The organism is Bradyrhizobium sp. CCBAU 11430, assembly GCF_028128855.1.
In the GTDB taxonomy this organism is placed as follows: Bacteria; Pseudomonadota; Alphaproteobacteria; order Rhizobiales; family Xanthobacteraceae; genus Bradyrhizobium; species Bradyrhizobium ottawaense.
Genome location: NZ_LBJV01000006.1, coordinates 48,067 through 72,952, shown reverse-complemented (window position 1 = coordinate 72,952; position 24,886 = coordinate 48,067). Strand labels below are relative to the sequence as shown.

Here is a 24,886-nt window from a genome sequence, read left to right as displayed (position 1 = left end):
CGCTTCCGATTGAATGGAATGGATTGCCACCGCTCGCCCCCACGAATGAGGACGCCCAAAGCGCGTCCTCAGATGGGGATGATTAGAAAAAGCACCAGTGGACTTGGCGCAACAAGCGCTTTGCGTGATCGTAGGCTAGCGTAGAAAAAGAAAGACTGAGAACCCATGTTTGAGGCCTACTTAATCGGCCGGCAGCTCACCACTCCGCATCGTCATCCGCAGGCAGGAGGATGATCGAATCCTCATACAACCCAACCGACTCGACGGCTCGGGAATCATCAGCCGGCTTGAAGACGAGGATTGAACTCATCCACGGAGTGATGGATCGGCGCCCGGGCAGCGCGAACCAGGCCAACGCCGCGATCTGCAGCGCTAGGTTGAGACCGAAAGCGACTTGATAGGCCTGGAGCGGCCGATGGCCATCGTTCGCCGACCATTGCTCCAGGATAAGACCTGTCGCGTATTGTGCCAGAAAAGCCCAACCAAAGTGCAAGACGTTCAAGGCGCCGTTGGCACGACCGGCAAGTTGCGGCGGAAAGTAATCCGCTATCACCGCGAAGCTGACCACAGTCGCCGTGCCGGCAATTGCGACAACGGACCAGGGCAGGATGGACGGCAGAGGCACTCGCAGGATCAAAGCTAGCTGCGCTGCGACAAACAGCACCGCAACCGTCGCTAACACCGTCTCCGCCCTGATTCCTCTTTGCTTGACGTAGTGGACGGTCATCCCGAACAACAAGGCGCCGCAGCTCAAGACGATCGACATTATGAACAGCTGTCTCACGAGACTTGTGCGATCAAGCCCCTCCACGTCGGTCAGCCACGGTGATGCCCACAGTCCTTGCAGAGACCAGGCTGATCCAATGCAAGTCGCCGAAAATGGGGCCACTCGCCAGAAGCGACGATCGGCAAAAACGGAGCCAAGGGTGGCGCGCGGTGTTGGTGGGACAATGACCCGCTCAGGCACGACGACATAGATGAGAATGGCCGTCGCTCCGGTAGCGGCCGCCAGAGTTTCAAAGAGCTGCCGCCATCCCATCCAGGCGAGCAGGTGTTCGACGGGGACCGTAGCGGTCACCGCTCCTAGCGATCCCAGCATGACCATATAGCCGTTCAGCAGGGCAACTCGCTCCCTGGGGAACCAGATGATGATGGACTTCAGTCCAGCAGTCAGCGCTGCAGCGACACCAAGCCCGATCATTGCACGGGCGATCAAAAGGGACAGGAAGCCGGTCGATACTGCGAACAGTCCGGCGCCCACTGCTGCGAGCAAGAGCAAAACACTCTGGACGCGACGCGGACCAAAGCGGTCCAACAATATGCCGACTGGGATCTGCGCCGCCGCAAAAACGAGGAAATAGACCGAGGTAAGCAACCCGAGGTCGGCAGCCCCAACCCCGGCATCAGAGCTGAGATGACTGGCGATCAAAGCGTTGATCGTTCGAAACAGATACGAAAGATAATATCCGACCGCAAACGGGAGAAATACGCGCGCGGTGAGGCGCCATGCCCCTGAAATCTGCATGCTGGCCCCCTTTCTGTCGGCTCGTGCAAGCCGATAGCGTGACCAGCTTTGCGCGGTTCGGCTAAATCGCTGCGGTCGTAGGCTGGCGTAGAAAAAGAAGGGTCGGCGCGTTTGCGCATCCATGACGCTCGGTCAGGATTCGTCGACCGGTTCCTGACGGCGGATATCTTCCGGAATCTCGCGGAGAAAGCTTTGCCCCTTTTGCAGGCGGCGCCCGAGTGCCTCGACAAATCCTTCAAACCGCTCCCGGCCTTTTACTTGCGCGGCCGCCTGCGCGTCATTCGGTAGTGGCGGCGTGATCGTCAGCCAGAACCGTATGAAGAGCGCCAGGCTTTCGGCCGTCAAACCCACGTCGCGCTCCAACCTCTGCATCTGACGCGACAGCCGATCGAGGCGCCGGGCGTACGCTGCCTCCCGCCTGTCCGCTCCGTCGGGTGAAAGAAAGGAGGCGACCGCAGCTTCCACGATGGCAGACCGGGAAAGCTTCTTGCGATCGGCGAGCTCCGAGATCTGTTTCAGCAGCTCTGGCGGAAAATAGACGTTCATCCGATCGCGCATATTGCCTCAGAGCTCCATACCGTCATTCGGATCCATGGCGACTTGACTGGCGACACCTCCCAATGGTTCCGCTTGTCGAGCGAGCCTTCGGGGTCGACCAGGACGTCGGCGACATTCTGGACGTCGCGGACCTCCCACTCCCCGCGCCGGACCTCCAGCAGCGGGTTGTAGGCTGAAGACTTTGGGTTGGTTGGATCGAACAACAGGACGCGGCCGTGCCGCGAGCGGAAACCCGCGGTCAGCTGCCAGTTTTCGCCCTTGATGTCATGCACGATGGCCGAGCCTGGCCAAGCCAGCAGGGACGGGACGACAAGACCGACGCCTTTGCCGGACCGGGTTGGTGCAAAACACAACACGTGCTCCGGCCCGTGATGGCGGAGGTAGTCGCGATCGAGCTTGCCCAGCACCACGCCATCCGGACCAAGAAGTCCGGCCGCTCGGACCTCTTCCGCACCAGCCCAACGCGCTGAACCATAGGTCTCGACATTTTTCCCTTCACGCGCGCGCCACACCGACATGGCGATCGCCACCGCGATCGAAACGGCGGTCCCTGATGCTGCGATGAAGGCGCCCTCGACAAAGACCTGCGGCGCATAGGCATCGTAGACGAACCACCACCAGAAGAAGATCGGCGGATAGTAGATCTTGAAGCCGAACAGCTCGAACCAGGGCCGCCCAAGCTCGGGCTGGTAGGCAAGTCGCCAGGCCGTCCACTCGGTTGCTCCCCAGATGGCCAGCAAGACGATCAGGCCGACAACGATCAGCTGACCCCAGAGGATTTTGGTTCCGGACATTCCTAGCGCCCTTCCGCAACTGAATTGGCGAGATACCTAGAGGCCGAGGTCGCGCTTCCGACCAAAACCCCATTCGATGCCACCGCCGTCTTTCACGACACCGGTGACGTGTTGGCCAAGCTTGTTCTCGAGTTCGCGCGACCACGGCACGAGTTGGAAGCCGAGCCCGTTATCGATCATAGCGAAGCGTCCCGAGGTGAGCGTCACCCGCTGGCGGTACGTGCCCGCCACATGCTCCCCGGACGCGTCGTTCACATGAGGAAGGCCGGTGTCGGCCGAGATTTTTGAAGCCACCTCGTCCAGCTCGCGTCGGCGCAACGTGTTCAGGAGGTCGCGCCGCAAGATGAGGCGCTGGCCCTGCCGCTGCGCCAGGCCCTCCTGGATCAGATGCTCGGTACGGGCTTTCATGGCGTCGCGGGTCTCTCGGCCGAATCCGCCCATGGCAAGCGGCATGGGGTCGCGTTCGACCAGCCTGTGGTCGAGCCAGGTTGCTCCCCTCGCAGTGATCTGCTCACCAAGATCGAGGTCGGAACGGGTTGCGAGCACCACGGTCGGCCGCGGATCGCCGGCTTGACCGAAGCGTCGGACTTCAACGATGCCGCCGGCCGGCGGAGCATGTTCGAAAGCCTCTAGGCCTCGAAAGCGCACATGGTGCGCCAGTCCGTCTGTTCCGTCGATCAGGACATAGGCCTCGCCGGTCAGTTCGTCATGCAGTCCACGGTCGACCAGTCGTCCGATAATCTGGGATGCCGGCTGTCCAACCTCGATGACGAAATCGGCAACGCCGCGCGCTTCCCCACGCTCGGTAAAGGCCCTGTGCATGGTCTTGATGATGTCGCCGCGCATACCGAGGTCACGCAAGCTACGCTCGGCCTCGAGCCCGACCATCCATTCTCCCGGTAGGGCGGACGCGGCAAGGCCCATCTTCTCCAGGTGTTGAAGGCGACCGATCATCAGGCGCCGGATCTCGGAATCGGACTTGCCGGGATTCTCTGCGCGAAGATCGATATGGCCGGTCTCATCGGCCGCCAGCCGGATCTCCCGATCGAGCCGCGTCCATCGTTCCGCCGTGACTTCCCTCTCCAACGAATTCCGGATCTCGTGCTCCGGTTTTGGGCCCAGTTCGATGGCGACCAGTTCCTCAGCGCGCGAGCGCAGGCCCTTGCTGATATAGTCGCGAGAGATCACGAGATCCGCCCCTTCCTCATCTATCCCACGGACGAGAAGATGGACGTGAGGGTTGTCGGTATTCCAATGATCGACAGCCACCCAATCGAGCTGGGTGCCGAGGTCGGTCTCCATCTGCCTGGCGAGGTCGCGGGTAAACGCCTTCAGATCGGTCATGTCGCCGCCGTCCTCCGGCGAGACGATGAACCGGAAATGATGCCGGTCGTCCTTGCAGCGTTCTGCGAAAGCCGCGCTATCAGCGCGGTCGCCGCCGGCATCGAACATCTCGGCCCGCTCACCGCTCCGGGTCACGCCGTCGCGCTTCAGATATGAAAGGTGCGCGGTCAATGGTGCGGAACGGAACGCTCCGCCTTTGTGACGAACCACGCGCGCCTTCACCACAACGCGCCGCGTTGGATTGAACATTCTGGCGCGGCTAAAGGCCAGGCGCCCGCGGCCAAACGTCGAGTGCCCATAAGCCGTCGAGCGCCTGCCCACCACTGTCTGACCCGAGGTATGTCCTGCTTTCTTCGCCGCCCGCAGCACCTGATTGATGAAGCTCTTGGGCTTCGGCGCGCGGGTACTACGAATGCGTCCAGGCCGTATACGCAGGTCGCTGTCGCCCACGCTCACTACAGGGCCTCCCAACGATCAAAAGCACGAACGGTGCCGAAAACACCTTTGATTGCATTCGTAAAATTGCTAGGCGCGGCACGCGCCCCGACCGACCGGCACGCCAGAACCCAAGCCATGCCAATGGCTTGCGGTTCGACCGGCGAGCCCCTTTTATCTAGCCGTCCTGCCATCGCGTTCTCCTGGCTGCTGATTCCCAGGACCCAACGTCCAAGCCACCAGGCCCTCGGAAGGAGCGGCGATTTGCAACGTAATGCAGTTCGGGTCATTGCGGCGGATCCTCGAATAGCCCCCGCCCGAGCACGTCGGCTGACCGCCTCATTGCGAAAGAGCAGCAGCGACTTGGCAGCCGACTTGCGAAGCCCGAGTGCTTCTGAGCGCTTGCGATAGCGATCGTTACCCGAAGGGCCGAGACACCCGAAGGGTGGCTCGGTGAGGAGCGAAGCGACGAGTAGAGCGCGGGCCGAAGGCATCGCCCATACGCCGTCAGCTTGCGGACCCGCACACCTGATCATTGCGATGTTCCCGAACCCGATTGAGGGACGAACACGCCAATAGGCCGGGGGACCATGGGCGCATCGGGCGCCGAGATTGCCGTCATGACATCGCCCGGCGGCACGAGCGCCAGCAACTGACGGCGCGTTTTCATGAGATCGGGTCGCCTGACGAATAGCGTCCCAGCCTTTGATGAATGGCTGCTGGACGTCCACCTCGCCGGCAGGTCGATGGCAAGCAGATTTGTAAGCTTTGCGACGTATGCTCGCGTCTCTTCTGGCAGAGGGCCGCCTGCGAGATGCTCTTCATAGCGTGATGGTCCCACGTTGTACGCGGCAAACACGCCAGGCGAGCCATACCGATCGAGCAGTTCGCGCAAGTACGCCGTGCCGGCCAGAATGTTGTCGTGCGGGTCGTAGGGGTCGTTCCCGAGATTGTAGCGCTCGCGAAGGTCCGCCCAAGTCGCCGGCATGATTTGCATCAGGCCCATTGCGCCTTTTGGCGATCTGGCGTGCACATCACCAGAACTCTCGATGCTTTGGACTGATCGGATCCAGTTCGGCGCAATCGCAAAGCGTTGTGAGGCTTCATTGATGAAGCCGGCAAATGAGTGAGCGGTCTGACTGATCGCCGGCTGGGCGGCTGATCCACTCTGGGCCAAAGCCTCACCGTCGAACGCGGTCAGAAGAAGCATCAAGGGCACGACAGCACAAATGCGCGTGCCCAACCGACCCAACCACGCCGTCGGGCTCGCGCCGGTCTTGCAGACATCGATCGAGGCGGAGGAATGATCCCGCAATCGATCGAACAAGGGAATGGCGAGGAGAACACGTCGAATGCGCACGATCACTCCTCCCACGTCCACACCGGCATCGCATGGCCGATCACGCTAGACGCCGGAAGAAATCCAAAATACCGGCCATCAAGAGAGTCGTCCGACTGCCAGTTCATCAGAAACAGTTCGCCGTCGCCGACGACGCGGCAGCCCTGCCATCTCGGCAATGGCCGCCCGCGTCCGTCGCGATCCCTCGCCTCGCCCATTGCAATGTCGTCGACCGAAATCTTGAGGCCGGTTCTGCAAACACTCTGGCCGGGAAGAGCAAGCACGCGCTTCAGCATGGGTACGCCAATGGGCAAATAGCCGTTGAGGTCGAGGAAGGCCGCGAGCGGCTCCGGCGGCTGCACGGCGACCAATTCAGTGACTTGGAATTGGTCCGCCGGGCGGAGGCGGTAGAGACCGATCGGAACGCTCGCGGATGCGTTCCAGATGAAAAGCGGAAGCGGCTCCAGGACGATCGTCGCGACGAGCGCAGCAGCGGCCCCAATCATCATAGCCAGCATCATGAGGCGGCCTGTCATCGCATCACCTTTTGGCGATGAAGCCAGGCCCGGTGGCGTGCTTTCGTGTAGGACCGCGGGTTTTCGTTGACGGACAGACGGTTGTGAACGTGATGCCAATGATCAGGTGCGACATCAGCTGGATCGATGCCGAGCGCCTCGATGGCGTCGGTCATCTGCAGCACTCGCTCGACCTTCGGCCAACCAGCGAGCCGCAGCAAGATCTCCCCACCCGGCTTCACATACGGGATGGTCGAGCAGCGCTGTCCCGGTGCGACCGCGCGCAAGATGTCGATGCGCGAAATGATCGTCCCAAAGTCGTTTGAGGTCCATCGGACGAAGGCAAAGATGCTGCCGGGCGCAAATGACAGGACACGCCGGTGGCGATCAAGCTTCCGTTCCGCAACAACTCGACCGAACCGAATGCGGTTTTCGATACGCTTCTCAAGCCACAGAACTTCCACTTCCGTGAGATCGCTCATGCCGCGGCTCCCTGACGCTGGAGTTGGCAGCCGTAAGCATGGGGTTCGGCGAATAGCGTATGCGACTTGGAGAGCCAAACAGAACTGGCGGCCTGCTGCTGCCGATCGCCTCCAACGAGGTTTTCGGCCTGGTGCGTTAGAAGAAATCCGAAGGATTTCTGGTTAGTAAAGTTAGAGCGGCCGGAAAGCGAGGAGAAACAAGCTCTTAATCTCGATTCCGGTCCCCGATAGCACGAGGATCGGGTCCCCGATAGCACGAGGGTTGCGGTCCCCGATAGCACGAGCTGATTCACAGGTTGTCCTCCGAATTTGGAATGAGACCGCGCCGACGCAAGCGTGCCGTTAAGGGATGAACAGGCGTTGGCGCGAAGTTCAGCCGCTCGGTGCCATCAGGATCCCGTGTGAGCACGAGCTGATAGCCGGGCAATGTCTGGCGCTGAACGATCTGACGTACGTCGTAGGCAAAATGCTTGAGCGGCGAGAGGATGCCGGACTTGGCATGGAGGTGCACAAGGTCAAAACTCCAGCCGCCGTCCTGGCGCCCACCGTGCTTGCGCACTAGGCGGTAGAGCCACCGTTCAAGCCCGCCGGTCAGATCGAAATAGGCTCGATCAATCGTCAGCACGAGCGCGTCGTCGATGACGCCGGCGTAGAACCAATCCGGCAGGATCAGCTCGAGCCCGAATGGGCGGCCATTTGCATCCGCCGTCTCCTTCCACTCGTTGATCCAGGAGAAGCGATGGCGTCGCCGTTCTGCCGGTTGACGGATCGACGTCAGCACGGTCGTTGACTGAAGTCTGTCAAGACCAGCCTTCAGGCGGTCATAGTCACGTGCGCTGGTGCCGCGGCCCACAAACGTCAAAATCTCGTAAGGCGTTGCAGCCATCAGGCGCGACGTCTTCAAGCCAGTATCACGGGCTTGGACGATCTGGGACGCGGCCCAGATCAGAACGTCTGCATCCCAGATCGTCGCCATGCCGTGTTCCGGCACGGCTTCGACACGAATTGAGATCGCACCCGCGCGGAAATCGATCGGCACAGTTCGCTTTGTTTTTGCAAGCGAGAAGAACGGATAGGCCATCAGATCCTGCGCATCGCGCGGCGCGAGATCGCCGGGCAGCGCCCGAAAGAGCTCAAGCAGCTCGCGCTCTGCATGGTGTTTGCGCCGCATAGTCACTGCTCTCACGCGGCTATCAGCGACGTTCCTGACCTGCATAGGGACGCAGGGCCGGATGCTTCTTGGCGGGCAGCACGGTCCCCTTGCCGGGATCCGATGTCGACGTCTTGGCGCCGAGATCGGCCCACGCTTTCAGGTCATCGACGGCGTAGACAACACGTCCGCCAATCTTACGATACGTCGGTCCAGTACCGTATGTGCGGTGCTTCTCCAGCGTGCGGCCGGACAGACCAAGGTAACGCGCGGCCTCTGGCGTACGCAGGAATCGCGGGGGGAGACCGGCCATCGGATCGGGCATTTGAGAACTCCAGGATGACAGCGCACTACGCTTGGCTAGGCCGGCGTGTGTGCGGTCATCATGGAGGAGCAGAACCTCGGAGGGGGATGCCGAATGTTGGGGGTGCGATTTTCGGCACCCTCGGGGACTGCGCTACTCATCCCTGCGCCCGGCCCAGGAGCAGCAGTTGCTTCTGCTTTTGCCTTGAGAATTGGAGAAGCGAATTCGAGAACTACTCGGCAAGGAAATCGTGCAGGAAAATTTGCGCGGATTTGCAATTGGTGACACGAGGTTCGCCGAATTTGAGCCTATCCTGAGGCCCATTTCATCGAGAGTAAACGGCTGGACTGATCGCCAGATTTCTCTGTTGGTTCATCTTCACGATCTTGGAGGTGACTACGCGGCGGGGCCTCGACATTGCCGCGTTGCCGACTTGCTGATTGAGGAATTGAGCGAGCGACAATGGATTGCCTCTATATGGCAACTGGCGGCGGATCCGCAGCTGAACGGATCGCCTACATCGTACTCGAAGACCCCGGAAACCGGCGAACACACGCCGATTGAGCAGAGGTCGTCGTGATGAGCAAACAGGGTTTGGGTCGCCATGTTGAGCGTGAGACAGGAATGACGTTCGACAGATGGGGCCGACGGTTCCTGATGGCATGGCGTCGAGGGAATTGCGATCCGGCGTCCTATCATAGCTTTGCCGATAAACTCGGATATGAATCCGCCGCTGCCTTCTCGGCAATGTTCAAGAAGTATATGGGGCAGCCGCCGGGCCGAGATTTGAGTACCTTGAGATTCTCGGCTAAGATCGGAGAGTAAAACTCATACCCGCTGGATTCCGGCCTCGCCTCCGAGAGGCGGGCTGATGATCCCGGAGGGACCAGACGCCGCTGCGGCGGGACCAAATCAGGGTGAAGCCCTCGCGGCCTTCGATCTTGACGGGCGAGGCGTAGATTGGGGGCCGCTAGGTTCGGATCGTTGAGCCTGACTGAGAGGTAAATCGCAAGCTGCCTCAGGCCAGCCGCGAAGACCCCGCCCGGCGGACCGGACGGGGCTTGGTGAGGCGCTCTTACTCGCCGCTCTTGCGTGGCCGCGACCAGAGGAGGGTGTAGCCTTCACCGCTCTCGTCATCGAACAGGTTGGCGTAGATCGGAGCGTTGAAGGAAGGATCGTCGAGCTTGAGCGAGAGGTAGTCCCGGCCCTCCTCGGAGCGCTTCGACCAGGCCGCGCCGATCTCCGCGCGACCCACATAGATGCGGTGGCTGGGAGCGTTGTCGTTGGAGCGGTTGGTCTCGGCGACGATGCGGACGCCCTTGGCCTGCAGGCTCAGGGTGACGATCTCGCCCTGGAAATCGTTGCCGACCTTCTTGAAGGAACCGATGTTAGCCATGTCACTTCTCCTGTTGTGTTTCGAGCCCGCGACCATCGCGGCCTCGATGGCGATCTGCAGGCCGAAGACGATCGGCGACGCACCCGCTCGCGGGCCGGAGCGGAGCGGAGGACGCCGTTGTGGCGACTTTCTTGTCTCGCGAGGAATGGGCGAAGCCCAGGGGAAGAAAGTCGCATCAACGGCGTTGCGGCTCAGACGATCGAGGCGAAGCCGGTCTTCGGCCAGATCCAGCCATCAACGAGGCCACGTGCGTCCGCGTGCTGAACCGCAATCTCGGGAGAAGACATGGCTTATCTCGGTTTTGCTGAACAAGAGGTTGGAACGATTCAGCGCAGAAAAAGAAACAATTTGCTGCAAAGGGCGGTATCGTCTCCCAGCAACGGAGCTAGGCAACACGGCTCCGCCGCGGCTGCGTGGGCCAGACCCAAATGCCGGCGGCTTTGATCGAGTAGTTCCGAGGAGGACTGGCCCCCCGCGCTCAGGGCTCGATCATCCCCCGTTCAGCGCGCCGATTTATGCGAACCTGTCGACGACGAAGGCGGTAAACGGTCATCCCTCGGGCCTTCCGGCCGTAAGAACTGGTTAGACGGACTCTCCATCACTCCACCCGGCTCGAGCGGGCGGGTCTTCGCCAGAACGATCAAGCGCGTCCATGACGTGACCCCAATGCAAACCGCGCCCAGGCAAACGAAGACCTCACGCCAAGCCAACGAAGGCACCCCGATCTGGGACACGGCGAACACCACATGATAGCCGGCCACGGCGGCGGGAATAGCAAATGCTGTTGCGATCGCGATGCGCAAAGCCAAGGACCGGGTAATCGCGACGGCGGCCTGACCGAAGGCAAGCGTCAACGCGCCACCGGCCGTTCCGATAAGCAGCGCACCGACCACGCCGGCACCATTCTGAAACGCCGTTATTCCGATACTGAGAGCGACGAAAAACGGCAGGGCATACACAGCGAGCGCAAAGATCGCCCAGCAGAAGAAGCCGATGCCGAGTGTGTTGAGAACGAGCCCAAGGGCAAGCATAGTGGTGGCTCCATATGCATAGATCTGACAGTCGCGCCTTCCACCACCACCACGGCGCAATTTTCGATATGGAGCCGAAACGAGGCAGAGTTGCGGCGCATGCAACTCCGCGTTCACGCCGGAGGCGAGAAGGCAGCGCTCACGCGCCGCCGAACCTCCAGACGGGGATGCCGAGCCGCTTCGCTTTGTCTGCCAGGTTGTCCTGGATTCCCGTGCCCGGGAAGTGCATGACGCCGATCGGCAGGAGTTCGAGCATGGCGTCGTTGCGCTTGAATGGGGCTGCCTTGGCGTGCTTTGTCCAGTCAGGCTTGAAGGCGATCTGAGGCACCCTGCGATTGGTCGCCCATTTAGAGGCGATAAGCTCGGCTCCTTTGGGCGAGCCGCCGTGGAGCAGGACCATGTCGGGATGCTTGGCATGAACCTTGTCGAGGCGGTCCCAGATGAGGTTGTGGTCATTGAAGTCGAGCCCGCCGGTAAGCGCGATCTTTGGTCCCGGCGGCAACATGACCTCGGTTTCGGCGCGACGCTTGGCTGCGATGAAGTCGCGGGAGTCAATCATCGCCGCGGTCAGCGTGCGGTGGTTCACGAGCGATCCTGACCGAGGGCGCCAGGGCGATCCGGTGTGAGTCTCAAAGCGCTCGATGGCCTGGTCGCGGAAGAGCTCCAGGCAGTTGCGGCGCTCGATCAAAGTGATGCCTTCGGCCGTCACGCGCTCGAGTTCGACCGATCGCACTTCGGAGCCGTCTTGGTCGCGCTGGCTTTTGTGCTGCGCCTGTTCGTTGTCGTCGAGTTGGCGTCCGATGCGGTCGACGGCGCGGTGGAACAGGTTGACGGTCGACCAGAGCAGATCGTCGAGGTCCGGTTCAAGCCGGGTGTCGCTCAACGTCGCGACCAGGGCATCAAAGATATCGGCGACAGCACCGGCGATGATCTTTCCCTCGGGAAGCGGCCGTGGGTCAGGCTGGTCGTCGAAGGGACGGTAGCCGAAGAGTTGTAGCTCGGTGAGGACGTGGTCAGTTGGAGAAGAGGCGTGCGGCGGTTCAATGTCGTCGTGGACGGTCATTGGAGGGATCCTTTGCCGGATCGGCCGCGCCCATCGCGGCCTTCGTGGCGATCACTCAGACGGCGGGCGGAGCGGGCCAGAACCCGCAAGGGCCGAAGCGGCAGCGGAGGATGGCGGAGGCCGGCTATTTTGCTTCGCGATGCAAAGCGCGCCGGTTTGATGGCTGTTGTGTCTGCATCGCCGGCGCGCGGCGGAAAATAGCCGGGCGCAGCCATTGCCGGCCCGGTCCGCTTGCCGTCCGATCGCCCTCTAGAAGGCCGAGGTCGCGTCCTCTTCCGGCAATGGCCTCGTTATGACCGACCTATTAACGTCGATCGAAGCACCGGCCTATTCTGCGGCTACTGTCGACGAATACAGGAAGCGGACGACGTCCTCTGGTACGAGTTGAAGCCGCAACTCTGCTCGGAGGGTCTCGAGACCGAGGATGTGCAGGTCTTCGTTGAAATCGCCCAGCCGGGGCGACAACGTAATCGCTTCAACGCCTACGGCTTTTGCACGCTGGGTGAGAGTAGCCTGCACCGCATCTCCGGCGGCATCTGCGTCACGGGCGATATAGAGCCGACGCAGACCAGACGGCAGCATCATGGCCGAGAGGTGATTGGCCGAGAGCGCCGCGGCCATAGGCAGAGTCGGCAGCACGTAACGCAATGAAAGCATGGTCTCGATTCCCTCGCCGGCGGCGAGCACGTCGTCCACCACGCCGAAGCGAACGGCGTTGCCGAGCAGATCGCCCATGGCCCGTCGTGGCGTGTCGATCGGAGCCTTGCCGAGACGAATGCGATCAAAGCCGTCTGGATCGAGCCAGGTTCGATGCACGCCGGTGATCCGCCCCTCGAGATCCGTGACGCAGGCAATCATCGCCGGCCAGGTTTCGGTCGGCGACTGCTCGTCCGGTCGATAGTAGCAACGAGGGTGGAAGCGGAGGCTGCCACCATGATGGACGTGGGCTATTCCGCGACGATGCAAATACGTCTCGACCACGGTGCCTTCGATCGGGCTAGAGATCGCAAAGAGCCGACGGGCGGCTTCCTGCGATCCGGCCGGCGGCACCGAACGAATGGGTTTCGGCGCCAGCTGCTGCTCAGGACGAGGCAGCTTCAGAAACCGCCTCGCTTCCTCGGCGACCTCGCTGAAGTCGCGCAAACCCCGGCATTCGCGGATGATGTCGAGGAGGTCGCCATGCTCGCCGGTCGCAGCGTCAGTCCACTTGCCGGCGGGGCCCTTCGGCGATTCTTGGAGCCGTACGAACAGTGAGCGGCCCGGATTATTGTGAACATCGCCGACCACCCAATACCGGCCTGCCCGCTTGCCGTGGGAGAGATAGTGCCGACACACCGCCTCCGCCTCGCGCGCGAGACGGCGTGCCAGTTCGGAAGCCCCGTGAGACATCACGCGGCCTCCCGCTCACTGACGCGCGCGACCGGGTAGGTGTCGAGCACCTTTGTCAGGATCCCGATGCCGCTTGCGTCCGTGGGCACGAACATCCGCAGCTTCCAGGATATGATCTCTCCAAAGAGGCCGTAAGCGCGGAGGCGATCGCGCATCGTGTCGTTGAATCCCGACAGCTCGATGCGGCATGCGCCCATCACCCGGACGCGGCGAAGCTGGAGCCCCTCCGCGAGATCGAGGACGGTACGTCCCTCCATCACCGCTGCAAAGGCAGCGTCCGGCGACAGCGTGGGCGCGTCCGCCGAGACGGCGTTTGCGACCCACGCGGCAGAAACCTTGCGGCCGATGATACGTTCGCCCGTATCGGTCTGAAGACGATAGACGCGGGTCGTTTCATCCGGCAGCCGCTTCCAGATGGGTAGCAGCAGTCCCGCAACGACGTGGATCGTGCTCTCCGTGAACTCAGGCACCTCAGCAAGCTCCGCCAGCCAGGCCGCAGCAAAACGTTCGCGATCCGCTTCAACCCAATGGCTCTCCACCATCATGTTCAAAGGGAACTGGTGCTGCTCCATAGGCCGGACCAGGCGGACGCGGCGCTCGATCTCGCCGTCATCGAGCATGACGCTCGGGGCCGGAACCTGCACGGCGGCCCTTCCCGAACGCTCGTTGATCAGCAGGACAGCATGATTGGAAAGACGAGCAAGGGCGTCATCCAAACCAACAGGATGGTTACTCTGGCGCTGGACGATGGTGAGCAGCCGTGTCTCGGCGCCTGTGCGCGGATGGACATAGATCATCCTCCGGCCGCTGACGACAAAGCTTTCGGCACGGAGCGTTTCCAGCCCGACATCGTACGTGCCCGATGCGACGGCGCCCTCGATCCGAGCGGTCAAGAGCTGCTCGAAAACAGTGAACAGGACATTCTGCAGGCCGATGGTGAGCGCCAACAACCTGTTCAGGAAGGTCGTGATCGGCGGCAGATCATCCCTGAGCCCATTGGTATCCGTCAGCTTCAGGCCGGTAGCATCCTCGAACCTCTCGAGCGAGCATCCGTCGACCTTGCCTCGCACCAGCAGCGTGTAGAGTTGACGCAAAGCATCGCGTCCGTACTGGCTTTCGAGATTGTCCTCAGGCCGGAACAGGCCCTGCCCTCCGGTCTGGCGCTGGCCGCGCGTAATGGCGCCCAACGTGTCGAGCCGGCGCGCGATGGTGCTGAGGAAGCGCTTTTCGGCCTTCACGTCGGTCGCGATGGGGCGAAACAGCGGGGGCTGCGCTTGATTGGTGCGGTTGGTCCGGCCGAGTCCCTGAATCGCAGCATCGGCCTTCCAGCCGGGCTCGAGCAGGTAATGAATCCGCAAGCGGCGATTCCGAGCCGAGAGCTCGGCATGGTAGCTCCTCCCCGTGCCGCCCGCGTCGGAGAACACGAGGATACGCTTGATGTCGTCCATGAAGGCCGATGTCTCAGCGAGATTGGCCGAACCGGCGCGGTTTTCGACTACCAACCGGTCGTCCTTACGAATGATGCGGCGCGAGCGGCCGGTCACTTCGGCGACCATGTCGATGCCGAAGCGCTGCACGATTTGATCCAGCGCGCCGGGTACCGGAGGCAGCGAGGCGAGTTTCTCGATGAGGCGGCCGCGTCGTGCTACGGCTTCCCGGCTCTCAACCGGCTGGCCATCGCGATAGACCGGCCGAGAGCAGAGGTTGCCCTCCGAGTCTGTAAAGGGCTCGTAGAGCTGGACCGGGAAGGAATGGGCGAGATAGTCGAGCACATACTCGCGCGGGGTGATATCGACCTGGACGTCGCCCCAGTCTTCGGTCGGGATCTCGGCGAGCCGGCGCTCCATCAACGCTTCGCCTGTTGAGACAATCTGGATGACGGCGGCATGGCCGGCGTCGAGATCGCGGTCGATCGATCGGATGAGCGACGGTGTCTTCATCGAGGTCAGCAGATGACCGAAGAAGCGCTGTTTGGCACTCTCGAAGGCGGATCGGGCCGCGGATTTTGCCTGCCCGTTCAGCGTTCCGGTTTCGCCGGTGATGTTGGCGGCCCGCATCGCCGCGTCGAGGTTGTTATGGATGATGCTGAACGCATTGGCATAGGCGTCGTAGACGCGAACCTGTTCCGGCGTAAGCAGGTGTTCAACGAGCTCGTACTCGACGCCCTCATAGGACAAGGAGCGGGCGGCGTAGAGACCGAGCGCCTTGAGGTCGCGCGCCAGCACCTCCATCGCCGCGACGCCCCCCTCCTCGATTGCCTCGACGAACTCGGCGCGTGTGGCGAATGGGAAGTCGGCGCCGCCCCAAAGGCCGAGGCGTTGAGCATAAGCGAGGTTGTGGACCGTGGTTGCGCCCGTCGCCGACACATAAACCACGCGAGCATTGGGCAAGGCGTGCTGGAGCCTCAGGCCTGCGCGCCCTTGCTGAGAGGCCGCCTGGTCGCCGCGCTCGCCTTTGCCCCCGACCGCATTCTGCATGGCATGGCTCTCGTCGAAGACGATCACTCCGTCGAAGTCGGAGCCCAACCATTCAACGATCTGCCTGACACGCGAAAGCTTCTCGCCACGCTCGTCGGTGCGTAGCGTGGCGTAGGTGGTAAAAAGGATGCCTTCCGAAAGCCGGATCGCGGTACCCTGGCGAAACCGGGACAGAGGCGTAACGAGCAGTCGCTCCATGCCGAGCGCGGACCAGTCGCGCTGGGCATCTTCGATCAGCTTGTCGGATTTGCTGATCCAGACCGCACGGCGGCGGTGCTTGAGCCAATTGTCGAGCAGAATCCCTGCGACCTGCCGTCCCTTGCCCGCACCGGTGCCATCGCCCAAGAACCAGCCTCGGCGAAATCGAACGGCTTTCTCTGCGTCGTCGCGCGCGGCGGCCACAACATCAAACGTCGTATCGACGGTCCAAGAGCCCGCGAGAAATTCCGAGTGAGCCTCGCCCGCATAAATGATGCTCTCGATTTGGGCGTCCGACAGAACTCCGCCTGCCACCAAACTTGAAGGCAGATGCGGACGGTAGGACGGCTTCGGCGGCGCAACCGACGCCATCGCCGCGGATTGCACGAGCTTGGTCGGATGTGTGCACGATCCGGGAATACGGATCGACTGCAATCCGTACTCCTCATAGAGCGCATCGGTGAGGCGGGCGCCTTCCGGCGGCGACCATTCGATGGTCTCGTACGCAAGCTCCGCACCTTCCGGAGCGCTCCTCGAAGTGGACGAGGGGCTTGGTGGAACGGCGCCGGCCGGTCGGGGCACTGCAGGGCCCCTAACGATGTCGGCCACGACCGGCACGGCGACGGGCAGCCTCTGAGGCACGTGCTGGGTCACCCAATTGAGCAAGGTAGCGACATCGCCGGCCATGCTCTGCGATGCAGGAAAAGCCTTCGGATCGGCAGCGGGCCACTTGTCGATTACGAGCAGCCTCGTGTCGGTCTGAGTGCCGTGCTTGGCGTAGACAGCGCCGTCGATCGCGGCAGAAAACACGACCCGCCCGCGCTCCTGGAGGCGAACAAAGGCCTCTAGCCACGCCGGGTTATCCGGCGCAAGGCCTGCGCCAACGATGGCGACGAGGCGCCCACCATCGCAAAGGCGCGCAAGCGCCGAAGCGATGTGCCGGAAAGCGGTGTCCGCCATTCGTCGATCGACATTCGCCACCGCGGAGAACGGCGGGTTCATCAGAACGACGCTGGGTACTACACTCGCATCGAGGTGATCATCGATCTGCGCAGCGTCGAACCGCGTGACCTTAACATTGGCGAACAGATGATCGAGCAGCGCCGCGCGGCCTTCAGCCAACTCGTTCAACATCAGAGAGCCGCCGGCGAGCTCGGCCAGGATGGCGAGCAAGCCGGTCCCCGCGGATGGCTCCAGAACGCGGTCGGCAGGCGTAATGCCGGCTGCGGTGCATGCGGCCAGCCCAAGCGGGATCGGGGTCGAGAATTGCTGGAGCGCCTGACTGTCGTCGGAGCGCCGCGTATGGGTCGGCAGACAGCTCGCGATTCTCGCGAGCATTGGCAGCATGGCGGCCGTCGAGCCTGCCTTGGCCCGGATGGCCGGACCGAACTTGCGCAGGAAGAGAACGGTTGCCGCCTCGCAGACGTCATACGCGGTCTTCCAGTTCCAGGCGCCGGCCGCATCCGAGGCGCCGAAGGCCGCTTCCATGGCGCCACGCAGGACGGCGGCATCGATGCGACGGCCGCGTTCGAGCTCGGTCAGGAGCTGTCGGGCGGCCTTGATAGCGGCAGAGGTGAGAGTAGCAGCGGCACGCATCGAGAGCGGCGCGGCGGCAGCGCCGCCCGCAAGAGATTCGGTCATGACAGGATTTCTTTCGGAGAGCGGGAACAGGTCGAACCATCAGGCGCTCTCCTTTAACCCGACGGCTCAAACCCTTCCCGGCCCGGCTCTCCCTCTCGGCGCTCGCCCACAAAAATGGGAACCGGCGCGGCACGCCGGTCCCCAAGCAACTGCGGACGGCCGGAGCCATCCCGCTCTGTGTCACTCAGCCGCGTCGAGCTGTTGCGGGTCATCGTCGCCGGCGCTTTCCCGATTTTCCTCGCCGGCGAGGAACTCGGGCAGAGGGCCCGTTTCACCCTCCTGCTCCACCGACGACGCGCTGGGGTCGGCCAGACGCAGCGGTTCCGGCAACCAGCCCGAGCCATCGAGAAGCCGCTCAGCCTCCTTGGCCATGTCAGCCTTCTTCAGGTGGTCGATCAGTTGGGCGGACGACTCGCCCTTGGCCTCCCGCACGGCCTCCAGAATGCGCGGCTTGGTGACCCGGCCGAGATAGTTGTCGACGGTCGGTCGCCAGCCAGCCTGCACCAGGTCGAGTCCGACCGCGCGCGCCAGAACATCAGCCTGGTCGAGACGCGTGCGGACACCGTGAGCGGAGACACGGCCCTGATTGTAGCGGTTGGCCGGCTCATAGACGGCATTGACCGCAAATGATGCACAGTGGGCGAACAGCGACGCCTGTGCACCACCATCGAGAGCCGTCAGCGCATCCCAGAGATCGTTCTCGCTCTTCGGCAACCGTGCCTTCCAGGCCTCATGCCGCGTCTCGACGGCCTTGGCGGAGACGCTTTCTCTCAGCCCCGGAGCTTGAGCTGGAAAGTTCGGCGTGCGAAGGCCGATCTCGAGACAGCTTCCGGATGACGCAAACCGGTAAAAAGCCGTCAGCACGAAGTTGTGCAGCACCGCCTGGAACGCGATCGCAGGATTTTCTGCCAGTGCATCCCGCAATGCCAGCGTACGATGCGCCGTCAGCTCGGTGATCAGCCGATCCGGCAGAGGCCTGGCCGCATCCTCATCATCTTCTTCAGCATCGGGAGCACTACCCGCGACCGCGATCACCGTGCGCTGGACGGAAGCGCCCTCTTCTTGACCTTCGGTCGAGAACGCACCGGCGTCCTGCCCGACGTCGCAATCAGTTGCCGGCACCTCGTCCTCTGGCCGGACGTAACCCCGGTCCACGGAGAGGCGCCCCTCGGAATCCATGCTGACGAAGACACCAGCTCGGGCGATCTCGATCGGATCGTAGAGCATCGGCCGGTTTTCGAATGCCGCCAGTGCCGCCTCGATTTCGCCGAGACGCTGGTCGATTTCGTCGGGCAGCTCGTCTGCATCCTGATAATCGGTTTCCAGCTTGGCTTGCTCGGCGTTCAGGGCATCGATGGTGGCCTGCTCCTCAGGCGAGAGATCGACAGGTTTGCCCTCGATTTCTCGTAGCCCTTGAGTGTGACCGTAAGAGAACTCTACGGCGACCGCGATCCACTTCCAGCCTTCGGCCGCGATCGTCTCAGCTTCGGCTTTGAGCTTTTCGGTCACGAGGCGGTCGAGCAACACGACGTCCTGAAGCCAGCCGCCGTCGTCGTGCTCGAACAAATCCCGCAGAACGGCGCCACCCGCGTGCTGATAGGCATCGAGGCCCACAAATTGGGCGCGGCGATCGGACCCGCGCACGGTGTTCTCGGTGAGCAAGCGCCGGATCTGGTAAGGCTCGTCATAACCGGAACGGCTGACGTTCTCCCAGACTTGCTCCTGGCGAGCGTGATCGGCTGTGACCGAGAACGCCATGAGCTGCTCGAGCGTCATGCCGTCTTCGGCATAGACCTCATGCAGCTTTGGCGACACCGACGCCAGCCGCAGCCGCTGCTTCACGATCGCAGGGTTCACGAAGTGCCGGGCGGCGATGTCTTCCTCGCTCATGCCGAGGTCGTGGAGCGTCTGGAAGGCCCGAAACTGATCGAGTGGATGCAGGCCAACCCGCTCATCGTTCTCCGCCACCGAATCGTCCGCGGCGATACCCCCTTCACGCACAACGCACGGCACCGCCTGCGTCTTGGACATCCGCTTCTGTTTCACCAGGAGCTCGAGAGCCCGATAGCGCCTGCCGCCTGCCGGCACCTCGAACATGCCGGTCTCGTTGCCATCTGCATCAACGACGGCCCGGACGCTCAGACTTTGCAGAAGCGTACGCTGCGCGATGCTCTCGGCTAGCTGCTCGATCGAGACACCGGCCTTGACGCGGCGAACGTTCGACTGGCTGAGCACGAGCTTGTTAAACGGAATGTCCCGGGAAGGCGACAGCGTGATCTTCTGTACGGCTTTCGTCATTTCGGCTCTCCACGACGGGCGACCGTGAGACTCTCTCTCGGCTTCCAACCCGTCGCGAACAGCCTTCCCTCCTCTCGCTCTCGCGCGAGGCCGAGCATCACGCCGGCTCGCGATCGGCGACAGCCGAATCCAGCGACGCGGGCTCAACGGACCTGGGAATGAAGTCGAGCAAATAGTCCGCGGCCTTGCTCGCCTGCGAGGCGGCCCGGACGATGGCCCGATTGTCTTCGCGCAGGACTTCAAGCCAGGAGCCGATATAGTCGGCATGGCGCACGGTCGGGACGATCCCGAGCGACGCGCAGCTGAACGCGGAACTCAACTCGGCGACCAGTTCTTCGAAGGCATACTTCTTCGTACCGTAGGATCCGCTCTGGTCGCGGTTGAGGCGCGAGGGATGCCCAGTCGCATGACCGAGTTCATGCAAGGCCGTGCGGTGCCAGTTGATGGGTTCGAAATAGGCCTGCGGCGGCGGGACCTGCACGTAGTCTTCGGCGGTTGCATAGAATGCACGATCTCCACCAATCCGAAATGAAATTCCGCTGCCCTTGATCAGAGCGTCGACCGTGGGTTCAATTAGGCCGGCCGGCGGTGGCGGCGCCGCGTTTGCGATCTCGTCGGGCAGCTCCTCGCACTGATCGGTGTTGAAGACGGTGAATCGTTTGAGGAATGGAATTGCCTGCGCATCTTCTCCGGTCTCGGCTGCGCGTCGCTTTTCGTCATTCGGCACAAAACGATCCGCGTAGACAACTGTGGTGCCGAGCTCTCCCTTTCGAACGTGGCCGCCAAGCGAGAGCGCCTGGCGGAAGGTGAGCCAACTTTGACCGGAAAATCCGCGCTCAATCACGGCGCCCCAGAGTATGAGGATGTTAACGCCGCTGTATTGCCGGTTAGTCGACGCATTTTTCGGCATCGCCAGCGGCGCTTTCGCCGCGGACGTACCCCAGGGCTGAACCCAGGGGACGCGTCCGGCCTCAAGCTCGGCAATGATCTTGTCGGTAATTTCGTTATAGAGGGTTGCCCGGTCCTGGCCGGCGCGCGCGCGAGCAGTAGTGTTTGACATCGCGGGTCTCCGCGACGGGCGCCGCGAGCCTCTCTCGCAACTGCTAACCCGTCGCGGAAAAACCAGCCTGCACTCTTACTCTCAGCCCTTGCGCCATCTACCGAGGGGCCTCATTCGCGATCAGGCGTGCGCCCAAGGGCGCATCGCCGCAACGGAAAATGGCACCCGGAGAGCGTGAGCATAGCGGCCCGAAGGGGCACGCGGGTCCGAGTGCAGCGACGAGATCGGTTCAATAGCGGCACCCGGGAACGGGGCAGTGATAGCGATCGCCGCAGGCGAGCCCCTTTCCCGAGTGCCCGCGGCGAGGAGCACCAAAGCTCTAGCGCGAGGGATCGAAGCCGCAAGGCCGAGACGCTGCGCGGCTCGGTTCTCGAGAGCCCGGTGCGGCCCTGGCCGCACGCGCCAAAACCTGAGCGAACGTGATGCAGGCAATGATACGAGAACCGCCCGAAATTTTCACAGAGTCTCACAATTATGGAAGAGAGGCCTGTGGGCGGAGCGAAGCGGAGGCCACTAAGGGTCGCGAGACCCGGCAAAGAGGCACCCGCAGGAGGGTCAGCATAGCGCCGACGCGTAGCGGCGGGACCCGGGACCGAGTGCAGTCGCGAGACCGGTTAAAAAGGCACCCGAGCTCGGGGCAGTGATAGCGACGCCGGCATGCAATGACGGTGGGACCCGAGAGCGAGTGCCTCCGGCGAGCGACTCGATGCGGATTTACGTCTGCTTGGTATCAATTTTGCTTTTGTGATATCGTCTCACCCGTGCGCATGTCTATGCACGGCGTGGGCATGTTCACTGAGAGCCAATTCTTACAGAGGACGACATGGCCAAGAAAGCGAAGAAGGCAAAGAAGACCGCGAAGGCAGCTACCAAGAAGGTGGCAAAGAAGACTTCAAAGAAAAAGAAGTAGTCATATGGGCTGCTGATATATTGCCGCCTCCGGGGCGAAACCCGGATGAAGAGCGAGACCTCCCAAAGGATATGAAGCGTCCTTTGCAGCCGTTTGGTATCGCGGCACGCTAAGATAAGGCCGGACCTTTGTGCAGGTGGCTGCTGCATAAAGGTCCGGTTTTGCGTTTCTGCCCCGCGAGGGCGTGATCTGCTCGTGCGCGAGGGATCGAAGCCGCAAGGCCGAGACGCTGCGCGGCTCGGTTCACGAGAGCCCGGTGCAGCGGCAGCCGGACGCGCTAAACGGACAAGGAGACCTGAGCTCGGACGTCTGAAGGATCGGAAAACGGTTTCTCTAGTTCGTTCTTGCCCACCCTAGCACCTCGCCAAGCTGAATATTCCGCCTTCGAAAAACCACGAGATCCCACGATTCCGAATCCCCGTCGTGTGCTAGCGATAGGGAACGTCTGCGGGACTAAACGATTCGTCTCAGCGTGGGAGAACCTTTCAATGCTGATGACCAAGCAGAGACGGCCGGCGATCCGCACCCTGCGCGGTTGGGCGATCAACGTGCTGAACGAAGCCGGCGCCATCCGCGAGTGCGAGGAGCACGGTTGGATGCAAGACCGCGCCGATCCGCATGCACGAGAGCGCGCCTTCGATATCGCCCGTCAGGACCCGCCAGCAGACGTCTCCCCTCAAGCAGCGGAGGCCGCAATTCGCGACGTGCTGGACTCGATTGGTGATAGCTGCCCAGAATGCGCCCCTGACGAGGAGGACCGACGCTAAACATCGACGCCAGCCCGTCTCCTATTCAGCGGCCTAGCCGTTTCTCCACACGCTTGCGCGCGTTGCCGACCTTTTTGACAGCCTTCTTCACCGCCGACGCCGACTTTCGCGTCTTCTTCGCCTCGTACTGCACTTCGTAGTCCTGCCCGCCGGCCACCCGTGCCCGGTCCTGCTTTCGCCCGCGCGCCGTCTTCGACTTCTTAGCTGCCGCCATGGATACCTCCTGTTCGTGGCGTCGAGGCAACGCAACAAGGATTCGCTGGTTCCGGAACGATTCGAACTGTGCCAATTTGAATCGCCTGTAGCGTGGAGTTCTTCAGTGGCGTTTCAGCGTAACAAGCCGGCGGCCATCGGCGTCAAGGCGCCCTTTCCCGGCTTCATCGAACCGGCCCTGGCCACCTCGATCGAGAAGGTGCCATCCGGAGAGCGCTGGATTCACGAAATCAAGTTCGACGGCTACCGTGTTCAGGTCCATCTGGCCAACGAGACGGCGAAGATCTTCACCCGGCGCGGCCACGATTGGACGCATCGCTTCAAGAAGGTCGCTCATGATGCCTGGCGGATCAAGGCGAACTCGGCGGTGGTGGACGGCGAGATCGTGGTACCTGCCGCCGACGGCACGACCGACTTCTCGGTCCTGCAGAACGAGCTCAAGGGCAAGTCGAAGCGCATCGTGCTCGTCGCGTTCGATCTGCTCTATCTGAACGGCCGAGATATCCGCAAGCTTCCGCTCCTTCAGCGCAAAGCCGAACTCAAGAAGATTCTAAGCGGCACCGACATCCAGTTCAGCGAAAGCTTCGAGATAGACGGCCGCGAGATGTTCGCGCACGCCTGCAAGCTCGGCCTCGAAGGCGTCGTCTCGAAGGTCCGGGGCAGCGCCTATCGGGCGGGACGCACGAATGATTGGGTCAAAAAGACCTGCGTACAGCGTGAGACGTTGACCATTGCCGGCTTCGCACTCGATGGGACGAAGTGGGACGGCATCTACGTCGGCCGGCGCAAGGGCGACGATCTGGTCTATGCCGGCAAAGTCGACCACGGCTTCGACAAGGTCTCGGCCGCCGACCTGCAGAAACGGCTTAAACCCCTCATCCGAAAGACCCAGCCTTATACCAAGCGCATCGGCCACAAGGGCATCTGGGTCGAACCCAAACTTCTGGCCGAGATCGAGTATCGCGCGAAGTCGGCCGAGGGAAAGGTCCGCCACCCGTTCTTCCGGGGCTTGCGGGAGGACCTGTAATGGATGCATTCGATCGCTTCTGGCAGTGGGCGAACAAGCCCCCCGAAAGTCCGCTGACGATTCCGGCCGAGCTGCATCAAGCGGTCATGGAGCTCGCTCCCAAGGAGCGAGGGGACCGCACCACGGTGAACCGAGCCGCAGCGCGCGCACCAGACCCCGAGCGATGATCGCTTGACGGCAACCCTTTGCCTTCCCTCGGTGCCGCCGAGCAAGAACTGCCAAGAAACTAACTCCGCGCACGCTGCAGCGCAGCTTCCAATCGCTCCCTCTCCTTATTCCAGCGATCGTCTTCGGTTTGCGATCTCTTCGCGAGAGCCTCAACCTCGGCCTGGATGGCGGCAGCCCGCTTCGCGTGCTCCTGCTCCGCCTTGTCCAGCGCAGCCTGCGCCTTGTCGACCGCCTGCTGACGGCGCTCACGTTCTCTCTTCCTGGCGGCCTCCCCCCTCGCCCGTTCACTCTCCCGGCGCCTCTCCTCCCGTTCGTAGGCAAGCGCAGCCTTCCGCTCGGCCGTCTTGTCGACGGGACGTGAGGAAGGCTTCTTCGCAATTTGGCCCTTCGATTTGCGCGGGGCGTTCGTCGATCTTCTGTCCCCGCCGAGATCGGAGGGCAGTTCGGCTTGCTCGCTGAAGGATCGGTTGGATCCGACCGGGCGCCTGAGAACGACGCCCGGCTTCTTCATGGCCGCAGCGATGACGTCCGGATCGTCGCTTTCCTTCGCCGCGCCCTGGTGGAAGAGATTGCTGTTGGCGCCCCAGGCTTCGAGGGCCGCTTTCATGGAAGGAGCGGCGATCGCCAGATCGAAGAAGCCCAGCGAAGTCTGAAAGGTTTTCAGTTTTCTCGCCATCGGTCTGATCCGCCCTCCTTAATCGAGCGTCAACGTCGCATGCCACGAAGCCTGCGGAACACGACGCGGCCCCGAAGCGTTCCCTGATCCTTGAAGGACGTCCATGCATTTCGCAACGTGCTCTTA

Annotated in this window: 21 protein-coding genes and 2 pseudogenes; 4 read left to right on the top strand and 19 right to left on the bottom strand. The window is 62.4% G+C overall.

Features of this window, described 5'->3' with window-relative positions; translation table 11 throughout:
- Positions 1 to 196: 196 nt before the first annotated feature.
- The 9 genes and pseudogenes from XI04_RS04160 to XI04_RS04120 all read right to left on the bottom strand — a co-directional run bounded on the left by XI04_RS04160 (position 197) and on the right by XI04_RS04120 (position 8,467).
- Positions 197 to 1,525: an MFS transporter gene (locus tag XI04_RS04160; protein WP_271596693.1), complete on the bottom strand. Its 1,329-nt coding sequence runs from the start codon at positions 1,523 to 1,525 to the stop codon at positions 197 to 199.
- Between the two features lie 132 nt (positions 1,526 to 1,657).
- Complete coding sequence (locus tag XI04_RS04155; RefSeq protein WP_225134410.1) at positions 1,658 to 2,083, bottom strand: CopG family transcriptional regulator; 426 nt, start codon at positions 2,081 to 2,083, stop codon at positions 1,658 to 1,660.
- Positions 2,084 to 2,139: 56 nt separating this feature from the next.
- Positions 2,140 to 2,877: pseudogene (locus XI04_RS04150) on the bottom strand (type IV secretory system conjugative DNA transfer family protein); the annotation flags it as partial.
- Between the two features lie 36 nt (positions 2,878 to 2,913).
- The gene (locus tag XI04_RS04145; protein ID WP_225155234.1) at positions 2,914 to 4,677 is read right to left on the bottom strand and encodes a relaxase/mobilization nuclease domain-containing protein; all 1,764 of its coding nucleotides are present in this window, start codon (positions 4,675 to 4,677) and stop codon (positions 2,914 to 2,916) included.
- Positions 4,678 to 5,188: 511 nt separating this feature from the next.
- On the bottom strand, positions 5,189 to 6,022 hold the full coding sequence (locus tag XI04_RS04140) for a lytic transglycosylase domain-containing protein (RefSeq protein ID WP_333913922.1): 834 nt from the start codon (positions 6,020 to 6,022) through the stop codon (positions 5,189 to 5,191).
- The gene (locus tag XI04_RS04135) at positions 6,019 to 6,531 is read right to left on the bottom strand and encodes a S26 family signal peptidase (RefSeq protein ID WP_225155232.1); all 513 of its coding nucleotides are present in this window, start codon (positions 6,529 to 6,531) and stop codon (positions 6,019 to 6,021) included. The genes XI04_RS04140 and XI04_RS04135 overlap by 4 nt, the downstream gene beginning before the upstream one ends.
- Positions 6,528 to 6,992 carry a DUF2840 domain-containing protein gene (locus XI04_RS04130; protein ID WP_271596695.1) on the bottom strand — a complete coding sequence of 155 codons (465 nt, stop codon included), beginning with the start codon at positions 6,990 to 6,992 and terminating at the stop codon, positions 6,528 to 6,530. Before XI04_RS04130 ends, XI04_RS04135 begins: the two co-directional genes overlap by 4 nt.
- Positions 6,993 to 7,281: 289 nt before the next feature.
- Positions 7,282 to 8,163 (bottom strand): replication initiator protein A, encoded by an 882-nt coding sequence (locus tag XI04_RS04125; protein ID WP_225155230.1) that lies wholly within the window; start codon positions 8,161 to 8,163, stop codon positions 7,282 to 7,284.
- A 22-nt stretch (positions 8,164 to 8,185) separates the two neighbouring features.
- The gene (locus XI04_RS04120) at positions 8,186 to 8,467 is read right to left on the bottom strand and encodes a helix-turn-helix transcriptional regulator (protein WP_036006809.1); all 282 of its coding nucleotides are present in this window, start codon (positions 8,465 to 8,467) and stop codon (positions 8,186 to 8,188) included.
- A gap of 555 nt (positions 8,468 to 9,022) precedes the next feature.
- Between XI04_RS04120 and XI04_RS38795 the strand changes: the two genes are divergently transcribed.
- Entirely contained in the window at positions 9,023 to 9,271 is a 249-nt protein-coding gene (locus XI04_RS38795) for a helix-turn-helix domain-containing protein (protein ID WP_442868215.1), read from the top strand.
- Between the two features lie 67 nt (positions 9,272 to 9,338).
- Here XI04_RS38795 and XI04_RS04115 read toward each other — a convergent pair.
- The 8 genes and pseudogenes from XI04_RS04115 to XI04_RS04080 form a co-directional block, all read right to left on the bottom strand.
- Positions 9,339 to 9,450, bottom strand: a pseudogene (locus XI04_RS04115) (DUF736 family protein); the annotation flags it as partial.
- 71 nt (positions 9,451 to 9,521) lie between these two features.
- Positions 9,522 to 9,842: a DUF736 domain-containing protein gene (locus XI04_RS04110; RefSeq protein ID WP_036006807.1), complete on the bottom strand. Its 321-nt coding sequence runs from the start codon at positions 9,840 to 9,842 to the stop codon at positions 9,522 to 9,524.
- A gap of 500 nt (positions 9,843 to 10,342) precedes the next feature.
- A complete protein-coding gene (locus XI04_RS04105; protein WP_271596696.1) occupies positions 10,343 to 10,873 on the bottom strand; it encodes a hypothetical protein in 531 nt (176 codons plus the stop codon).
- A 139-nt stretch (positions 10,874 to 11,012) separates the two neighbouring features.
- Positions 11,013 to 11,936, bottom strand: a complete 924-nt coding sequence (locus tag XI04_RS04100; RefSeq protein WP_271596697.1) for a DUF2493 domain-containing protein — start codon at positions 11,934 to 11,936, stop codon at positions 11,013 to 11,015.
- Positions 11,937 to 12,263: 327 nt separating this feature from the next.
- Positions 12,264 to 13,325 carry a DUF7146 domain-containing protein gene (locus XI04_RS04095; protein ID WP_271596698.1) on the bottom strand — a complete coding sequence of 354 codons (1,062 nt, stop codon included), beginning with the start codon at positions 13,323 to 13,325 and terminating at the stop codon, positions 12,264 to 12,266.
- Positions 13,325 to 17,641, bottom strand: a complete 4,317-nt coding sequence (locus XI04_RS04090; RefSeq protein ID WP_271596699.1) for a strawberry notch-like NTP hydrolase domain-containing protein — start codon at positions 17,639 to 17,641, stop codon at positions 13,325 to 13,327. Before XI04_RS04090 ends, XI04_RS04095 begins: the two co-directional genes overlap by 1 nt.
- Positions 17,642 to 17,821: 180 nt before the next feature.
- Positions 17,822 to 19,939 carry a ParB/RepB/Spo0J family partition protein gene (locus tag XI04_RS04085; protein WP_271596700.1) on the bottom strand — a complete coding sequence of 706 codons (2,118 nt, stop codon included), beginning with the start codon at positions 19,937 to 19,939 and terminating at the stop codon, positions 17,822 to 17,824.
- Between the two features lie 97 nt (positions 19,940 to 20,036).
- Positions 20,037 to 20,999, bottom strand: coding sequence for an ArdC family protein (locus XI04_RS04080; protein ID WP_271596701.1), 963 nt, complete (start codon positions 20,997 to 20,999; stop codon positions 20,037 to 20,039).
- Between the two features lie 1,398 nt (positions 21,000 to 22,397).
- On the opposite strand from XI04_RS04080, the gene XI04_RS04075 reads away from it, so the two are divergent.
- Positions 22,398 to 22,676: a hypothetical protein gene (locus XI04_RS04075; protein ID WP_271596702.1), complete on the top strand. Its 279-nt coding sequence runs from the start codon at positions 22,398 to 22,400 to the stop codon at positions 22,674 to 22,676.
- A 25-nt stretch (positions 22,677 to 22,701) separates the two neighbouring features.
- Here XI04_RS04075 and XI04_RS04070 read toward each other — a convergent pair whose 3' ends face one another.
- Entirely contained in the window at positions 22,702 to 22,890 is a 189-nt protein-coding gene (locus XI04_RS04070; protein ID WP_271596703.1) for a DUF3606 domain-containing protein, read from the bottom strand.
- A gap of 105 nt (positions 22,891 to 22,995) precedes the next feature.
- On the opposite strand from XI04_RS04070, the gene ligD reads away from it, so the two are divergent.
- Together ligD and XI04_RS04060 are read left to right on the top strand one after the other, a co-directional pair.
- Positions 22,996 to 23,916, top strand: coding sequence for a non-homologous end-joining DNA ligase (gene ligD, locus XI04_RS04065; RefSeq protein ID WP_271596782.1), 921 nt, complete (start codon positions 22,996 to 22,998; stop codon positions 23,914 to 23,916).
- A complete protein-coding gene (locus XI04_RS04060; RefSeq protein ID WP_271596704.1) occupies positions 23,916 to 24,083 on the top strand; it encodes a hypothetical protein in 168 nt (55 codons plus the stop codon). The genes ligD and XI04_RS04060 overlap by 1 nt, the downstream gene beginning before the upstream one ends.
- Before the next feature lie 59 nt (positions 24,084 to 24,142).
- Here XI04_RS04060 and XI04_RS04055 read toward each other — a convergent pair whose 3' ends face one another.
- The gene (locus tag XI04_RS04055) at positions 24,143 to 24,760 is read right to left on the bottom strand and encodes a cell envelope biogenesis protein TolA (protein WP_271596705.1); all 618 of its coding nucleotides are present in this window, start codon (positions 24,758 to 24,760) and stop codon (positions 24,143 to 24,145) included.
- Positions 24,761 to 24,886 lie beyond the last annotated feature (126 nt).

Excerpts from the sequence above, each read along its gene's own strand:
- XI04_RS04160 (WP_271596693.1), bottom strand. The coding sequence starts at position 1,525 with ATGCAGATTTCAGGGGCATGGCGCCTCACCGCGCGCGTATTTCTCCCG.
- XI04_RS04155 (WP_225134410.1), bottom strand. The coding sequence starts at position 2,083 with ATGCGCGATCGGATGAACGTCTATTTTCCGCCAGAGCTGCTGAAACAG.
- XI04_RS04135 (WP_225155232.1), bottom strand. The coding sequence starts at position 6,531 with ATGACAGGCCGCCTCATGATGCTGGCTATGATGATTGGGGCCGCTGCT.
- XI04_RS04130 (WP_271596695.1), bottom strand. The coding sequence starts at position 6,992 with ATGAGCGATCTCACGGAAGTGGAAGTTCTGTGGCTTGAGAAGCGTATC.
- XI04_RS04125 (WP_225155230.1), bottom strand. The coding sequence starts at position 8,163 with ATGCGGCGCAAACACCATGCAGAGCGCGAGCTGCTTGAGCTCTTTCGG.
- XI04_RS04120 (WP_036006809.1), bottom strand. The coding sequence starts at position 8,467 with ATGCCCGATCCGATGGCCGGTCTCCCCCCGCGATTCCTGCGTACGCCA.
- XI04_RS04110 (WP_036006807.1), bottom strand. The coding sequence starts at position 9,842 with ATGGCTAACATCGGTTCCTTCAAGAAGGTCGGCAACGATTTCCAGGGC.
- XI04_RS04105 (WP_271596696.1), bottom strand. The coding sequence starts at position 10,873 with ATGCTTGCCCTTGGGCTCGTTCTCAACACACTCGGCATCGGCTTCTTC.
- XI04_RS04100 (WP_271596697.1), bottom strand. The coding sequence starts at position 11,936 with ATGACCGTCCACGACGACATTGAACCGCCGCACGCCTCTTCTCCAACT.
- XI04_RS04095 (WP_271596698.1), bottom strand. The coding sequence starts at position 13,325 with ATGTCTCACGGGGCTTCCGAACTGGCACGCCGTCTCGCGCGCGAGGCG.
- XI04_RS04090 (WP_271596699.1), bottom strand. The coding sequence starts at position 17,641 with ATGACCGAATCTCTTGCGGGCGGCGCTGCCGCCGCGCCGCTCTCGATG.
- XI04_RS04085 (WP_271596700.1), bottom strand. The coding sequence starts at position 19,939 with ATGACGAAAGCCGTACAGAAGATCACGCTGTCGCCTTCCCGGGACATT.
- XI04_RS04080 (WP_271596701.1), bottom strand. The coding sequence starts at position 20,999 with ATGTCAAACACTACTGCTCGCGCGCGCGCCGGCCAGGACCGGGCAACC.
- XI04_RS04075 (WP_271596702.1), top strand. The coding sequence starts at position 22,398 with ATGCTGATGACCAAGCAGAGACGGCCGGCGATCCGCACCCTGCGCGGT.
- XI04_RS04070 (WP_271596703.1), bottom strand. The coding sequence starts at position 22,890 with ATGGCGGCAGCTAAGAAGTCGAAGACGGCGCGCGGGCGAAAGCAGGAC.
- XI04_RS04060 (WP_271596704.1), top strand. The coding sequence starts at position 23,916 with ATGGATGCATTCGATCGCTTCTGGCAGTGGGCGAACAAGCCCCCCGAA.
- XI04_RS04055 (WP_271596705.1), bottom strand. The coding sequence starts at position 24,760 with ATGGCGAGAAAACTGAAAACCTTTCAGACTTCGCTGGGCTTCTTCGAT.